General features: G+C 65.0%; 17 protein-coding genes and 1 pseudogene. 12 read left to right on the top strand and 6 right to left on the bottom strand.

Annotated elements, in window-relative coordinates; all coding sequences use genetic code 11:
• Positions 1-466, bottom strand: a pseudogene (locus VK519_RS16300) (glycoside hydrolase family 27 protein); the annotation flags it as partial.
• Positions 467-624: 158 nt separating this feature from the next.
• Here VK519_RS16300 and VK519_RS16295 point away from each other — a divergent pair.
• From VK519_RS16295 to VK519_RS16285, 3 genes are all read left to right on the top strand, one after another.
• Positions 625-1326, top strand: coding sequence for a DUF4386 domain-containing protein (locus VK519_RS16295; protein WP_324351487.1), 702 nt, complete (start codon positions 625-627; stop codon positions 1324-1326).
• A gap of 70 nt (positions 1327-1396) precedes the next feature.
• Positions 1397-1738, top strand: coding sequence for a hypothetical protein (locus tag VK519_RS16290; RefSeq protein WP_324351485.1), 342 nt, complete (start codon positions 1397-1399; stop codon positions 1736-1738).
• A 252-nt stretch (positions 1739-1990) separates the two neighbouring features.
• The gene (locus tag VK519_RS16285; RefSeq protein ID WP_324351483.1) at positions 1991-2824 is read left to right on the top strand and encodes a pepsin/retropepsin-like aspartic protease family protein; all 834 of its coding nucleotides are present in this window, start codon (positions 1991-1993) and stop codon (positions 2822-2824) included.
• Positions 2825-2869: 45 nt separating this feature from the next.
• Here the strand turns inward: VK519_RS16285 and VK519_RS16280 are convergent, their stop codons facing one another.
• Genes VK519_RS16280 through VK519_RS16270 form a run of 3 tightly spaced genes read right to left on the bottom strand, consistent with a single transcriptional unit; the run spans position 2870 to position 5342 of the window.
• Positions 2870-3634 (bottom strand): DeoR/GlpR family DNA-binding transcription regulator, encoded by a 765-nt coding sequence (locus VK519_RS16280; RefSeq protein WP_324351481.1) that lies wholly within the window; start codon positions 3632-3634, stop codon positions 2870-2872.
• The gene (locus tag VK519_RS16275) at positions 3631-4245 is read right to left on the bottom strand and encodes an HAD family hydrolase (RefSeq protein ID WP_324351479.1); all 615 of its coding nucleotides are present in this window, start codon (positions 4243-4245) and stop codon (positions 3631-3633) included. Before VK519_RS16275 ends, VK519_RS16280 begins: the two co-directional genes overlap by 4 nt.
• A gap of 11 nt (positions 4246-4256) precedes the next feature.
• On the bottom strand, positions 4257-5342 hold the full coding sequence (locus tag VK519_RS16270) for an MFS transporter (protein WP_324351477.1): 1086 nt from the start codon (positions 5340-5342) through the stop codon (positions 4257-4259).
• A gap of 190 nt (positions 5343-5532) precedes the next feature.
• Here VK519_RS16270 and lexA point away from each other — a divergent pair, with 190 nt between their 5' ends.
• The 7 genes from lexA to VK519_RS16235 all read left to right on the top strand — a co-directional run bounded on the left by lexA (position 5533) and on the right by VK519_RS16235 (position 13286).
• Positions 5533-6147, top strand: a complete 615-nt coding sequence (gene lexA, locus VK519_RS16265; RefSeq protein ID WP_324351475.1) for a transcriptional repressor LexA — start codon at positions 5533-5535, stop codon at positions 6145-6147.
• Positions 6148-6151: 4 nt separating this feature from the next.
• Positions 6152-6805: a translesion DNA synthesis-associated protein ImuA gene (gene imuA, locus VK519_RS16260; protein WP_324351473.1), complete on the top strand. Its 654-nt coding sequence runs from the start codon at positions 6152-6154 to the stop codon at positions 6803-6805.
• Positions 6806-6913: 108 nt separating this feature from the next.
• Positions 6914-8323, top strand: a complete 1410-nt coding sequence (locus VK519_RS16255; RefSeq protein ID WP_324351471.1) for a Y-family DNA polymerase — start codon at positions 6914-6916, stop codon at positions 8321-8323.
• 8 nt (positions 8324-8331) lie between these two features.
• On the top strand, positions 8332-11460 hold the full coding sequence (locus tag VK519_RS16250; protein ID WP_324351469.1) for an error-prone DNA polymerase: 3129 nt from the start codon (positions 8332-8334) through the stop codon (positions 11458-11460).
• A 169-nt stretch (positions 11461-11629) separates the two neighbouring features.
• Positions 11630-11899, top strand: a complete 270-nt coding sequence (locus tag VK519_RS16245) for a hypothetical protein (RefSeq protein ID WP_324351467.1) — start codon at positions 11630-11632, stop codon at positions 11897-11899.
• Positions 11900-12004: 105 nt separating this feature from the next.
• Positions 12005-12496 (top strand): hypothetical protein, encoded by a 492-nt coding sequence (locus VK519_RS16240; RefSeq protein WP_324351465.1) that lies wholly within the window; start codon positions 12005-12007, stop codon positions 12494-12496.
• A 4-nt stretch (positions 12497-12500) separates the two neighbouring features.
• The gene (locus VK519_RS16235) at positions 12501-13286 is read left to right on the top strand and encodes a glutaminyl-peptide cyclotransferase (RefSeq protein WP_324351463.1); all 786 of its coding nucleotides are present in this window, start codon (positions 12501-12503) and stop codon (positions 13284-13286) included.
• Here VK519_RS16235 and VK519_RS16230 read toward each other — a convergent pair.
• Entirely contained in the window at positions 13279-13491 is a 213-nt protein-coding gene (locus VK519_RS16230; RefSeq protein ID WP_324351461.1) for an RNA-binding S4 domain-containing protein, read from the bottom strand. The two genes, VK519_RS16235 and VK519_RS16230, sit on opposite strands and share 8 nt — an antisense overlap.
• A 73-nt stretch (positions 13492-13564) precedes the next feature.
• Between VK519_RS16230 and mobA the strand changes: the two genes are divergently transcribed.
• On the top strand, positions 13565-14125 hold the full coding sequence (mobA, locus tag VK519_RS16225) for a molybdenum cofactor guanylyltransferase (protein ID WP_324351458.1): 561 nt from the start codon (positions 13565-13567) through the stop codon (positions 14123-14125).
• Positions 14122-14451, top strand: coding sequence for a hypothetical protein (locus VK519_RS16220; protein WP_324351456.1), 330 nt, complete (start codon positions 14122-14124; stop codon positions 14449-14451). The genes mobA and VK519_RS16220 overlap by 4 nt, the downstream gene beginning before the upstream one ends.
• Here VK519_RS16220 and VK519_RS16215 read toward each other — a convergent pair.
• On the bottom strand, positions 14433-14645 hold a 213-nt coding region (locus VK519_RS16215; protein ID WP_324351454.1), incomplete at its 5' end, for a formate dehydrogenase accessory sulfurtransferase FdhD. The two genes, VK519_RS16220 and VK519_RS16215, sit on opposite strands and share 19 nt — an antisense overlap.

Below are 14645 nucleotides of genomic sequence, written 5' to 3'. Positions count from 1 at the left end.
CCCAGGCCGCGTAGGTTTTCGCGTCCTGCAGTTCGTGGCCGTAGCTACCCTCGAACTTCGCGCACGTTATGGGCCCCGGCGAGGAGTAGATGCCGAGTTTCAGACCCTTGCCGTGCACGTAGTCGGCCAGCGCCTTCATGTCGGGGAATTTCTCGTTCGACTGGATATTCCCCGAGGCGTCGCGTTTGCCCTCCCAGGTATCGTCGATGTTCACGTACACGTAGCCCGCATCGCGCATGCCCGTGGCCACCATGGCATCGGCCATGGCACGAACGTCGGCGTCGGTGATGCGGCCAGCGAAATGATTCCAGCTGTTCCAGCCCATCGGCGGCGTGCGAGCCAGGCCGTTGTCGGGCAGGTTGCGCGGCGGCGGCACGGGCAACGCGGCGGCGGCGACCGATGGCACCACCACCATCAGGGCAGCGACGGCAAGACCGCGCCATGAAGCATTGCTTTTGCGATCCATCGGATTTTTCCTGACCGGGCTGCCTCGATCATAACAATGCGGACGGAATCGTTCGCGACAACCGTGCTGCCTGGCGGCGTGTTCAACGGGCGCGTGGCTTGCCGAGCGATCGTTTGCGTCCTATAACGATGGTGGGGCATCAATGGAAGGGGCGGTCCATGACTTCGATCAAGCGGGATGCACGGGTGGCAGGCTTCATCTATTTGCTGCTTGCGCTAACTGGCCCATTCCGGCTGATGTACATCCCCGAAAAACTGTTCGTGCAAGGCAATGCCGCCGCCACGGCTGCCAATGTGGCGGCGCACGAGTCACTGTTCCGATGGGGCATCACCGTCGATGTGCTGGTGGCCGCGATCAGCGTGTTCGTCATCCTGGCGCTGTATCGCCTGTTCAAACGCGTAGACAAGGCCATTGCGCTGTGCTTGCTCGTACTCGGGCTGATGAATACCCCGCTCTACATGGCGACCCTGGCCAACGATATCGGCGCCCTGGTGGCGGTGACGGGCAACGACGTGCTATCCGCCTTCAGCGCACCGGAGCGCGATGCCCTGGTGTCGATGTTCATCCGCATGCATGGGCTGTCGGTGAAGGCTGCAGAAACCTTCTGGGGCCTGTGGCTGCTGCCCCTGGCCATCCTTGTATTCCGCTCAGGCTTCCTGCCCAGGTTCCTTGGCGTGTGGCTGGCACTCAACGGCGTGGCCTATATCGTGCTGAGCATGACGGGATTGCTGTGGCCAACGGTGGGCGATCTGCTATCCAACTGGGCCTTCCCCTTCCTGTTTGGCGAGATCGCCTTCCTTCTCTGGCTCCTGGTCATTGGCGCGCGCCCGAAGGTTGGCGCATCCGAAGCATCGACGTAGCATTGGCCGACAGCAAGGAGACAGGATCATGTGGCGGTCATGCGGAATCCATCGATGGAAGCGTTTCTTGTTGGCGAGCATGCTGGCTATGTTTCCTGCCGGAATAGCCTGGGCCAGTCTCCACGACTCCACTCGTGGCCTGCCCACAAAAATCTATGCCGTGATCTTTCAGGCCACGACCAATGCCACGGGGAAGATACAGTCGCTGCAAGTGTCCAAAGTGATCGACCCGACCACGGGTACGACGGCCGCCGTGGACATACGCGTGCCGACGGCTTACGTCGATGCGGCGCGAACCATGCTTGCGAAGAAGACATATCCGGACGGAGAGAAAACGTTCTACACGTACACTTTCTACGATCCGATGCATCCCACCGAGGCCGACATCGACCCACGCACGGTCAAGCCCTGACATGCTGAGCCTATTATTGATCGCCATGCTCTCAGGCGAGAGCCATAAGCAAGTCAAGCCTCCGAAACCCGATCCATCGATCGTGGCAGCCGCTCAGGCAAGTGCTCACAGACACGGTATGAATCTTGTGGACTTTGAGGAACCGCAGGTAGATCGCCATATGGCCGCATGACCAACCATGCAGGAAGTCAGGCAGACGCCATGACCGATCTTCCCTAGCATTGGCACGACATCCCCCACCCAAGGACACCCATGTTCCTGCGTGCGCTCGTGCTCGTGTCTTGCCTGTCGTGTTGCTTTGGTGCCTATGCCGCCGAGCATCCGGTTGAAATCCCGCTGACGGCCTACCTGGGCGCGATTCCCTCATTGAAGGTGGATATCGGCGGCAAGCCGGCCACGTTCCTGCTCGACACCGCTGGTGGCCTGACGGTGGTGACACCCGGTACGGTCAAGGCTTTGGGGTGCCAGCCCTGGGGGCAAATGACCGGCTTTCGCATGCGCGGCGATCGTATCGACGTAGCGCGTTGCGACAACGTGCACTTACCCCTGCCTGCGGTTGATTTGCGGGTGGAATCGGCAGGTGTCTGGGATTTTTCAGCCTTGCTGCCCAAGGATGCGCCGCCCCTGGCGGGATCCATCGCGCTCGATGCCTTCGCCGATCGCGCCATCACGCTGGACCTTGCCGCCGGCAAGCTGATCGTCGAGACACCGCGAAGCCTCGCCGATCGCGTCAAGTCGGCCAGGGAAGTACCGATGCGGATCGGCCGCGAGGTCGGCGGACGCTCGCTCACGCCCTTCGTGGCGATCGATACGCCCAAGGGGCGCTTGTGGATGGAGCTCGATTGCGGCAGCGACGGCAATGTCATTGTCAATCGCCCGCTCGCGACGGCGCTCGGGCTGGATCCCGCTGCCAAGGGCAAGCAAGCGTTGAGCGCCAGCCTGGGCGGCATGCCGCTGAAGGCCAACGCGCAGATCATGGATCTGGCCATCGACGGCAATATCGGTGCGCCGGTGCTAAAGCAATGGGTGATTACCCTGGATTTACCGCACCAGCGCCTGTGGCTGGCGCCGGGTCATCACGACTGAGCGCGAGCTTGCCATGGATGCCGCGGCGCGATCGGGGAAATCCGATCACGCCAACACGATGTTGATGTTGGTGCGAGCGAAGCAGTCGATGGCCGCGGAGGCCTCGGTCACCAGATGCGTTACCGCCTCGAGCCCGGCGGTCAGGTGCGTCGCCGCAGCCTGCAACTTCTCCGCGGTTGCCACCGCCACCGTTTCGCCGCTGGCCTGGATCATCGCCTGCTTCAACAGGTTTTCTTCGTCGTCGAAGGTCCAGATGCCGCTACGGGCATCCACCGAGCAGATGCCCGGGAAGCAGAGGTCCGCGCGGATACCGCGGACCTGGGCCACGGCCTGGGCGCCGATGGCGCCGCCGATGCGGTGATGCAGGCGGCCGCCGAGCAGGATGACCTCGAAACCAGGGCGACCGAGCAGCGCATTGGCCACGTCCGGGGCGTTGGTGATCACCGTGAGGTCCTGGCGTTCGGGCAGCGCCAGGGCAATCTGCGTGTTGGTGGAGCCGGCATCGATGAAGAGGATCTGCCCCGGCGACACCAGCGATACCGCGGCGCGTGCCAGTGCCTGCTTGCGGGCGATGTGCTGGGCATCGCGCTGGCGCAGAGGAGCGAAGTTCGCCGCCAGCAGCGCACCACCGTACACGCGCTTGCACTGGCCGGCCGCGGCAAGCTCGCGCAGGTCGCGGCGGATGGAATCCTCCGAGACGCGAAATTCGGCGGCAAGCTCCGCTGCCACCACACGTCCATCGCGCTGCAGGCGCTCGACGATCAGCTGCGCGCGCTCACGGGGCAGCGTGGTATCCGCTACGCGGTTCATGCGCGCCCCTCGAGCAACCCCAGGCCGACCAGTTCCTTGCGCAGGGAATTCGCATCGGTGAAGTGGATCGCATGCAGGCCGAGCTTTGCCGCTGCCTTGACGTTGGCCCGGTTGTCGTCGATGAACACCACGCGTTCGGCAGGCAGCTCGAAGCGGTCGAGCAGGCGCTGGAAGATGCGTGGATCGGGCTTGGCCATGCCCTCCTCGCCCGACACCAGGATGCCATCGAAAAGATCGAATTCACGATGCATGGACCGGGCGATGGGGAAGGTCTCCTGCGACCAGTTGGTGAGGCCGTACAGCGGCGTATCGGCATTTTTCAGTTCATGCAGCACGGCGACGGTTTCCGGGATGGTGCCGGCCAGGGTTTCCGGCCAGCGCTCGCGATAGGCCCGGATCAGCGCCTCGTGCTCGGGGTGGCGCTGTACCAGTTCGGCAATGGCTTCATCCCAGGGACGACCGGCATCCTGCTTCGCATTCCATTCATCGGTGGTGACGTCACGCAGGAAGGCTTCCATCGCCACTTCGTCGTCGAAGAGCTTGCGATACAGGTAACGCGGGTTCCAGTCGAACAGCACCCCGCCGAAATCGAAGACGACGATGTCGCGCATGGCCGCGTCCATCAGCGGCGCGCCATGGGTGCGAGTGCCGCCACGCCCAGCAGCAGCACGGCGATGGCGGAGAGGGCCAGTGGCAGGCTGGTGGCGTGCGCGGCATAGCCGATGGCGGCGGGGCCGGTGAGCATGCCGGTGTAGCCGAGCGTGGTGACGGTGGCGATGGCAATGCCCGGTGCGCTGCCGCCCTGGCGGCCAGCGGCGCTGAAGAGCACCGGCACGATGTTGGCCGCGCCGATGCCCACCAGCAGGAAACCGAACAGGCTGCTGCCCGCCCAGGGCAGGCAGGTGGCGATGAAGAAACCCAGCGAGGCTGTTACCGCGCCCCAGCGCACCATGTTCACCGCGCCGAATCGGCGCACGAGGAAATCACCCGAAAGCCGGCCCACCGCCATGGCGATGGAGAACGCCGCGTAACCCAGGCCCGCCATGTCGTAGCCCACCTGGCGCGAGGAGCGCAGGAACACCGCACTCCAATCCAGCATCGCGCCTTCGGCCAGGAAGGAAATACAACACAGCACGCCCAGCAGGATGACCGCGGTGGACGGCCAGGCGAAGATCGTGTGTTTCTTCGCGTCCTCCGCCTGCGCGTGCTCGAGGAAATTCTTCCATTGGCTCACCGTAAGCACCGCCAGCACGATCGCCAGCACCACCGCGCAGGCCAGCAACGGCGCGCCGGCCGCCAGCAGCAGGCTCATGCCTGCCGAGCCCACTAGGCCGCCGGTGCTGAACAGGCCATGGAAGCCCGACATGATGCCGCCGCCGCTCATGCGCTCGACGTCCACCGCGTGGGCGTTCATGGCCACGTCCACCACGCCGTGCGAAGCACCGAAGCAGAACAACGCGATGGCCAACATCCACGCCGTGGGCGCCAGGGTGAGCCAGGGCATGAACAGGCAGACCGACAACGCCCCGATACCGATCACCCGGCGGTTGCCGAAGCGATGGGACAGGAAGCCGGCCAGCGGCATCGAGGCCAGCGAGCCACAGCCCATGGCCAGCAGCACCATACCCAGATGCGCCTCATCCAGGCCTAGCCTGGTTTTGGCGAAAGGCACCATCGGCGCCCAGCAGGCCAGGGAGATTCCGGACATCAGGAAGATCAGCCGGGTAGCCAGCCTGGCTCGTGGCAGGGCGGGGTTCCCTTCTGATTCAATGGATTGGGGCGACATATTCAACGAAACCAGAAAAGTGAGATCAAGCAACATAGTAAAACATCGTGCATAAACGTGCAAAACAAAAAGATCGATTGACAGCCGCCACAGGATGCGTACATTTGTACGTATGTCCTTCAAACCCCTCTCCGACCGTCAGCAGCAAACCCTGGTCTTCATCAGGGAATACCTGCGCGAGCAAGGGCTGCCGCCCACATTGCGCGAGATCGCCGAGGCCATGGGTTTCTCCAGCCACAGTTCGGCGCAAACCTGCATCGAGTCGCTGGTGCGCAAGGGCGAGCTCGAGCGCTCGCCCCAGCATCGCGGCCTGCGCCTGCCTGAGGGGCTGGCCAGCTTCCGCGAGAACGAATTGCCGCTGATCGGCCGCGTGGCCGCGGGCTCGCCGATCCTTGCCGCCGAGAACATCGAATCCCAGCTGGAAGTGGATCCGGCGCTGTTTCGACCCCGCGCCGATTACCTCCTGCGCGTGGTGGGCCTGTCCATGCGCGACGCCGGCATCCTCGATGGCGACTACCTGGCCGTGCACCGCACCGCCACGGCGGACGACGGCCAGATCGTCGTGGCCCGCGTGGATGAAGACGTCACCGTCAAGCGCCTGAAACGCACGCACAACCGCATCGTCCTGCTACCTGAAAACCCCGATTTCGAACCGATCGAAGTCGATCCCAGTCGTCACGCCTTCGCCATCGAAGGCCGTTACGTCGGCATCATCCGCCGGAGTTGACGCCATGAGCGCCATTGCAGCTGAAGTCCAGCAGTCCATTGCCACCGCCTCGCTCGCCCAGGTGCTCGAGCACCCGGGCATCTGGCGCCGTTCGTCGCAGCACCAGCCAACGGTGCGCGCCATCTCCACCGGCATGCCCTCGCTCGATGCCCGCTTGCCTGGCGGCGGCTGGCCGCTGGGTGCGTTGTCGGAAATCCTTTTCGAGAACGATGGCCTGGGCGAACTGGAACTATTGATGCCCACGCTGGCCGCGATGACCCGCGAGCACCGCCGGGTCATCTTCGTGGCTCCGCCCTACCAGCCTTACGCCCCGGCCCTGCAGGCGGCAGGAGTCGACCTTCGCTTCCTGCACGAGATCCACGCCACGCCTACCGAGGCGGCGTGGAGCATGGAACAGTGCCTGCGCTCAGGCTGCTGCGCCGCCGTGGTCGGCTGGCTGCCCGACATCGATTACCGCAGCTTGCGCCGCCTGCAGCTGGCCGCCGAAACCGGCGATGCCTGCGCCGTGCTCTACCGCTCGGCCGCGCATGCCGCGCAAACGAGCCCTGCCGCGCTTCGCCTGAAGGTATCCAACAGCAACGAGGCTACCTACGTCGACGTCATCAAATCGCGTGGCCTGATGCAGGGCGTAATGCCGTCCATGCGCATGCGCGCTTAGGCCGGGAACCGGGGTCAGAGTAATTACTCTGACCCCAACACCCTCACTCGATGAATCAAGGCCGGTGCCAAGGGGCACCGGCCCGTCGCAACACCATCGGACTTCGTCATGCTCTGGGCTTGTCTGCGTTTTCCCGGGCTGGCGTTCGCCGCTGCTTTCGCTGCGCTGCCGGAAGATGCACCTGGCGCGCTGCTCGAGGACAACGCCCGTCGCCGCACCGTCGCCATCGTTAATCCTGCTGCGCAGAAACTGGGCGTGCAGCGCGGGCAAAGCGTGGCGGCGGCGCGGGCGTTGTGTCCCAACCTTGCCGTGCGTCCGCGCGACAAGGCCGCCGAGGCCGGCCTGCTGGCCGAGCTGGCCGCCTGGTGTTACCAGTTCAGCGGCCACATCAGCCTGGCGCCGCCGCAATGCCTGTTGCTGGAGGCCGGCGCGAGCCTGCGCCTGTTCGATGGCTGGAGCGCGCTGTCGGGAAAACTGAAACAAGGGCTTGCCGCCCTGGGCCATGTCCATACGCTGGCAGCCGCACCCTGCCCGGCCGCCGCCTGGGTGCTGGCGGCAAGCTTCGACGGTTGCGTGGTGCAACACCCCGAACAGATGCTGCGCCTGCTCGACGACATCGCCCTGTCGCGTAGCGGCCTGCCGGCAAAAAGTGTCCAGGCCCTGCGCTCGATGGGCTTCCGCCGCCTGCGCGAGGTATTCGCCCTGCCCCGTCCGGAGCTTACCCGGCGCATCGGCCGTGAAGGCATGCACTGGCTCGACCGCCTGCGCGGCCATGCCAGCGAAGCCATTCCCGCCTGGCAGCCGCCGCCCACTTTCTTCCAGCGCATCGAGTTCGACGCGGAACTGGAAGGCAGCGAACCGCTGATGTTCCCGCTGCGCCGCCTGACCCAGGCCCTGGCCAACATGCTGGCCGCACGCGATGGCGGCGTGCAGCTGTTCCGGCTGCGCCTGGAACACGCGCGTGAATCGTCCACGGAGATTCCCGTCGGCATGGCGGTACCGCAACGCGAGGCCGCGCGCCTGTTCGAGCTGGCGCGCACGCGGGTGGAGCGAAGCACCCTGCATGCACCGGTGCGCGCCATCGAGATCCATGCCGAACAACTGCCCACCTTCCGGCCGCCGTTGCGCGACCTGTTCGATCCGGTGCGTGGCGAAGGACTGGACTGGAACGCCCTGGACGAACGCCTGCGCGCACGCCTGGGCGAAGCGGCCTTGCAGCAACTGTCCGCCGTGGCCGATCACCGGCCCGAACGTGCCTGGCGCCGTGGCGATGGTTCGGCGCCGCCATGGGCCGATCCGCGTCCGCGGCCCCTGTGGCTGATGCACCGCCCCCGCCCGATGCGCCCGAAACCCACGCGCGTGCTGGCGGGCCCTGAGCGTATCGAGAGCGGATGGTGGGACGGCGGCGACCTGCGCCGCGACTACTACATCGTGGGCACGCGGCAAGGCCAGCGTGCCTGGGCCTACCTGCCGGCCGGCAGCCACGATGGCTGGATGCTGCACGGGTGGTTCGCATGAAGGGGCGGATGGCCGGCAATGACGACGTGGCGCCTGGCTACGCCGAGCTCCATGCGCTGAGTGATTTTTCCTTCCAGCGTGGCGCCTCCAGCGCTCGCGAGTTGTTCGACCGCGCGCGTGCGCTCGGCTACCAGGCCCTGGCGATCACTGACGAATGCTCGCTGGCTGGCATCGTCCGTGCCTGGGAAGCGGCCAAGGAAGGCGATTGTCGCTTGATCGTGGGCAGCGAAATCCGCCTGCACGATGGGCCGGTGCTGGTGCTTTTGGTGGAAAACCACGCCGGCTATAGCGCGTTATGCCAACTGATTACCAAGGGGCGGCGCGCTGCCCCGAAAGGGGAATATCGATTGGGCATGGCGGACATGCAGGGCCTTGGCGAAGGCTTGTGCGTGCTATGGGCACCTGGCCCACTGCATGGCGGCGATGCCACCCAGCGAGAGGTCCAGGGCGCCTGGCTGGCACGTACATTTGCCGGCCGTGCCTGGCTGGCCGTGGAACTGCACCGCGGCCCCGACGATGATGCCGAACTGGACGCCTTGCGCGCGCTGGGCGAACGCCACGGCTTGCCATGCGTCGCCAGCGGCGATGTGCACATGCATATCCGCAAGCGTCGCGCGTTGCACGACGTACTTACCGCCATCCGCATCAACACTCCGGTGGCCGAGGCTGGCCATGCCTTGTTCCCCAATGGCGAACGCCACCTGCGCAGGCGCGAGGTGCTGGGCCGCATCTATCCGCCCGACCTGCTGGCCGAATCCACGCACATCGCCGCACGTTGCCTGTTCCGCATGGATGACCTGAACTATGTCTATCCGCGCGAGCTGGTGCCCGAAGGCAGTACGCCCACCCAGCACCTGCGGAAACTCACCCAGGCGCACATGGGCGGCCGCTGGCCAAACGGCGTGCCCGGGCATATCGCCGCCACCATCGAGCGCGAACTGGCGCTGATCGCGAAGCTTGAATACGAAGCGTTCTTCCTGACCGTCTACGACATCGTCCGCTTCGCACGAAGCAAGGACATTTTATGCCAGGGCCGCGGCTCGGCCGCCAATTCGGTGGTGTGCTATTGCCTGGGCATCACTGAAGTAGACCCCGCCAGCGCCGGGCTGCTGTTCGAACGTTTCATTTCGGCCGAGCGCAAGGAACCGCCGGACATCGACGTCGACTTCGAGCACGAGCGGCGCGAGGAAGTGATCCAGTATATCTATGGCAAGTACGGTCGCGAACGGACGGCGCTGGCGGCCACGGTGATCACCTACCGCAGCAAGAGCGCCGCGCGCGATGTCGGCCGCGCGCTGGGCTTGAGCGAGGACCAGCTCGACCAGTTGAGCCACGCCTATTCCCACGCGCATGGCGACGTCGACATCGGCCTTCGCCTGCGCGAGCGCGGTTTCGACACCTCCAGCCGCACCATTCGCCAACTGGTAGGCCTGGTGGCGGAATTGCACGGCATGCCCCGGCATCTTTCCCAGCACGTGGGCGGTTTCGTCATCGCCGACCAGCCGCTTTATTCCCTGGTGCCGGTGGAGAACGCCGCCATGGACAACCGCACGGTGATCCAGTGGGACAAGGACGACCTGGAATCCATGCGCCTGCTGAAAGTCGACTGCCTGGCCCTTGGCATGCTCACGTGCCTGCGCAAATGCCTGGACCTCCTGCGCGAACACCGTGGCGTCGTTTACGAGCGCCTGGCCGATATTCCCATCGGGGATGAAGCCACCTACCGCATGATCTGCGCCGCCGACACCGTGGGTGTGTTCCAGATCGAATCGCGTGCGCAGATGAGCATGCTGCCGCGGCTTAAGCCCAAGGTTTACTACGACCTGGTGGTGCAGGTGGCCATCGTACGCCCCGGACCGATCCAGGGTGGCATGGTGCACCCTTACCTCAAACGCCGCTCGGGCGAGGAAGCACTGGACTACCCTTCCGATGAAGTCCGCGAGGTACTCAAAAATACCTTGGGCGTGCCGATCTTCCAGGAACAGGTGATGCGCCTGTTGATGGTGGCGGCCAACTTCAGTGCAGGCGAGGCCGACCAGCTGCGACGTTCGATGGCGGCGTGGAAGCGCACCGGTGGCCTGGAACACTTCGAGCAGCGCATCTTCGAGGGCTTTGCCAAAAACGGATATTCCCCGGAGTACGCCGCGCGGATCTACAGCCAGATCCAGGGCTTTGGCAGCTATGGTTTTCCCGAGTCGCACGCGGCCGGTTTCGCCTTGCTGGCGTATACCTCCTCGTACATCAAATGCCACCACCCGGAAGTGTTCACCTGTGCGCTGCTCAACAGCCAGCCGATGGGCTTTTATGCACCGGCACAGTTGGTGCAGGATCTTCGCCAACAGGGTTTCGAGGTACGGCCACCGGACGTCACCGCCAGTACGTGGGATTGCAGCCTTGAGCAGGTTCACGCACGCGATGCCGGCAACCGGAAGGCGAAGCTTGCCTTGCGCCTGGGCTTGCGCATGATCGCTGGGCTTTCTTCCGAGGTGGCCCAGCGGGTGAGCGATGCGCGCATGCAGGCCCCCTTCAGCGACCTCGATGACCTCTGCCGGCGCGCGGCCCTGGGCCGCGGCGAACGCGAGCGGCTGGCCGATGCCGGCGCACTGCGCATGCTCAGCGGCCATCGCCACCGCGCCCGCTGGGAAAGCGCCGGCATCGAACGCGACCTTCCGATGCTCGGCACCACCGGCGAGGAACGCGCGATCCTGCGACCGCCGACCGTGGCGGAAACCGTGTTCACCGACTATGCCACGCAAGGCCTCTCGCTCACGGCCCATCCCTTGAGCCTGGTGCGCAAGCAACTGCGCCGCCGCCGCACCTGCGTGGCCAGCCAGCTACCGTCGATGGAACATGGGCAGTGGATCCGCCATGCCGGGCTGGTCACGGTGCGCCAGCGACCGGCAACAGCCAGCGGCATTACCTTCCTCACCCTCGAGGATGAGACCGGCCAGGTCAATGTAGTGGTGCGCCGCGACATCGCCGAGCGGCAGCGCGAGGTATTTCTTGGGGCGGTATTGATGGCCGTGGACGGTGAGCTGCAAGCAGTGGAAGGCGTACGCCATCTCATTGCAAGGCGGTTACACGATTATGGCGACCTGCTGCCCGGATTCGCTTCGGTGTCCCGCGACTTTCATTGAGACGGAATTTGACGCACTGCAGCGAAACCGGTCACGACCGATTCACGGAAAACTTTGCGTAATGGGAAGCGGCCGTTCCCGGTCTTGGATTTATCCACAGGACGATGCGCGTTCGCGCCAACGCATCCTTGCCACCCCATCCGGCGCTTACCATCGAGGGTAAACCACCATGCGTAACAAGATCTGTCTTTCGCTGATGCTCTGCGGCCTTACTGCCACCGGCATGGCCATGGCGCAGCAGTCCACGCCCACCAGCAGCGGCACGTCGGGATCCATGAGTTCGGGTTCGATGTCGAATGATTCGATGAAGAGCGGCTCGAGCATGTCGAACGATTCGATGGCCCATAGCTCCACCGCCGCAGGCGGCAAGAAAATGCACCACAAGAAAAAGGCCGCCTCGTCCAGCGATACGCCGGCCGCAAGCAGCACCTCGAAGTAAGCCAACCGTGGCTGACCGAAAAGGCGCCTTCAGGCGCCTTTTCCATGCCTGGTGGACGGGAAATCAAGTAGGCTTCTGCGCTTCCCAAGCTGTTTCGGATGACCCATGAAGCGCCTGCCCGTCATTGTCGCCATGGCCCTGCTCGCCACGGCCTGCCACCGCCACGCGACGCGCGAAGACACCACCCCGGCTGCCCCGCCGCCGGCACCTGCCCCGACGACCGCCGCGCCGGCCCCAGTGGCGGCGCCTGCGCCCGCCACGCCAGCGGTCGCGGCCCCCGCGCCCGGCGATACCCACATGACCCTGGTCGCCAGGCGCGGCGACATCGCCCTGGACAACGTCAAGTGCGGTGAATTCGTCTCACGCATCAACCGCGATTCAAAAACCCATACGGCTGAGATCCAGACCATGCTCACGTGGCTCTTCGGCTATGCCAGCGCCAGGAACGGCATCGGCACCATCCGCACCAGTGCGGCCGGCCCCTTCGTGGACGAACTCACCGCCGACTGCCAGACCGATCCTTCGCAGCCCTTGTTGCCGGTGGCGGTGAAGGCCGCGGCGATCGCCGTAAACGCCCCGATCTCCGACGGCCGCTGACACGATGCGCCTGGCCTGCCTTGCCGCGGTACTGCTTGCCGCCATCTCAATCGTCCTTCCCCGCCCCGTCGATGCGGCGGACCTGCCCATCTACGACTACCAGGTGGTACATGCGTATCCGCACGATGCCGGCGCCTTCACCGAGGGCCTGTTCTACAAGGATGGATTCCTCTACGAAAGCACCGGCCTTGCCGGGCATTCGACGATACGCAAGGTAGACCTTGCCACGGGCGAGGTCATCCGCAGCGTGCAAGTACCCTCGAAGTATTTCGGCGAGGGTATCGTCGACTGGGGCAAGGAACTGATCAGCCTCACCTACCAGACGGAAGTGGGCTTCGTCCGCGACTTCGACACCTTCGCGGTGAAGAAGGAATTCCACTATGTGGGCGAAGGCTGGGCCCTCACCCGGGACGACAAGCACATCTACATGAGCGACGGCACGGCGGACATCCGCGTGCTGAACCCCACCACCCTCAACGAAGAGCGCCGCATCCACGTCACCTTGAACGGCAGGCCCGTGACCTACGTCAACGAGCTTGAGTGGGTGAAGGGGCAGATCTACGCCAACGTGTGGCAGACCACCTGGATCCTGCGCATCGATCCGGCCACCGGCAACGTGGTGGGCGTGATCGACCTGAAAGGCCTGAAGCCCGCCGATACCTCCGACGACACCGATGCGGTGGCCAACGGCATCGCCTACGACGGGAAGGGTGACCGTCTGTTCGTCACCGGCAAGAACTGGACGAAACTCTTCGAGATCCGCCTGAAGGAACGCCCGGCGGCTAAATGACCTCGATGCGCATGTCGCCCAGGGTCACCGCCTGGCCCCGGCGGACCTTGCACGTCTTGCGCAATTCCTGCACACCGTCCACCGAGACATCGCCGGAAGCCACGATTTTCTTGCCGGCACCGCCTGAGTCGCACAAGCCGGTGAGCTTCAACAGCAGGTTCAGCTCGACGTAATCGCCTTCTACTTCAAATTTGATCGTTTCCATCGGCACATCATAGCGCCCATCGGTAACAGTCACGCGACTGCGCTACGCTTGCCGGCATGATCGACTTGACCCCATGAGCCTGCGCGCCGCCCTGGTCCTTGCCGGAGGACAATCCATGCGCATGGGCCGTGACAAGGCCATGCTGCCCTGGCACGGGCGCCCGCTGCTGGACCACATGATCGGCCTGGCACGCGAGGCCGGCATCGACCATGTTTATGTCAGCGGCGATCGGCCCGGCTATCGGTCGATCCCCGATCTTGAACCTGGGCTTGGACCCCTGGGCGGCCTCGCCAGCGCCGCGGCCGCGCTACCGGACGGCCGCCTGCTGGTGCTTGCCGTGGACATGCCGCGGCTCACACCCGGCCTGCTGCGCGCGCTGATGGACGATGACACCCACTGGCGCGCCAATGATAGTTGCGTGTGCCACGAGGGTGCGCCCCTGCCGATGGCGCTGGAACTGCGCAGCGACACGCGCGCGGCGATGGCCGATTGCCTGGCAACGGGTGGCCGCGGAGCATCGATACGCGCACTGCAACAGCGCATCGGCACACATGTGCTGGCAACGACGCCCGCCATCGAGCTGATGCTTGCCAACGGCAACACCCCGGCCGACTGGGAGGCCCTGTCGTCATGAAGATCCAGCTCCAGGAGCAATCGCTGCGGCTACGTGTGGACGAAGACGAGTTCAAAGCCCTGCTCGAAGGCACCGTAGTCGATGCGATCACGACGGTCGGGCGTGTTTTCCGCCTGGCTTTCAGACTGGCGCCTGGCGATGTCGCGGCCATCGACGGAACTGCGTCCGCCTGCACCATCACCCTGCCCCGGCAGGACATCGCCGCGCTGGCCTCGCGCTTGCCCAGCCGTGACGGCCTGTCGTTCGACATCGACGGGCTGGCCGTGCTGTTCGACGTGGACGTGCGCGACAGCGTGCGCCGTCGTCGTCAGCGCGACCGCGGCTGAGTACGCCGCACCCGCTGACCGCCTGAGTACACCACGTGGCGGCCCGGGCGGGCGAAGCCCACCAGGGTTACCTCGCAACTCTTCGCCAGCTGCACGGCCAGCGCCGTGGGCGCGGATATCGCCACCAGTATGGCGATACGCGCCGACGCTGCCTTGGTCACCATCTCGTAGCTGGCACGGCTGGTCACTACGGC

The organism is Pinirhizobacter sp. (genome assembly GCF_035317885.1).
Classification (GTDB): Bacteria; Pseudomonadota; Gammaproteobacteria; order Xanthomonadales; family Rhodanobacteraceae; genus Pinirhizobacter.
Note: the sequence above shows the minus strand (reverse complement) of the source record. Positions and strands in the feature narration are given on the sequence as shown.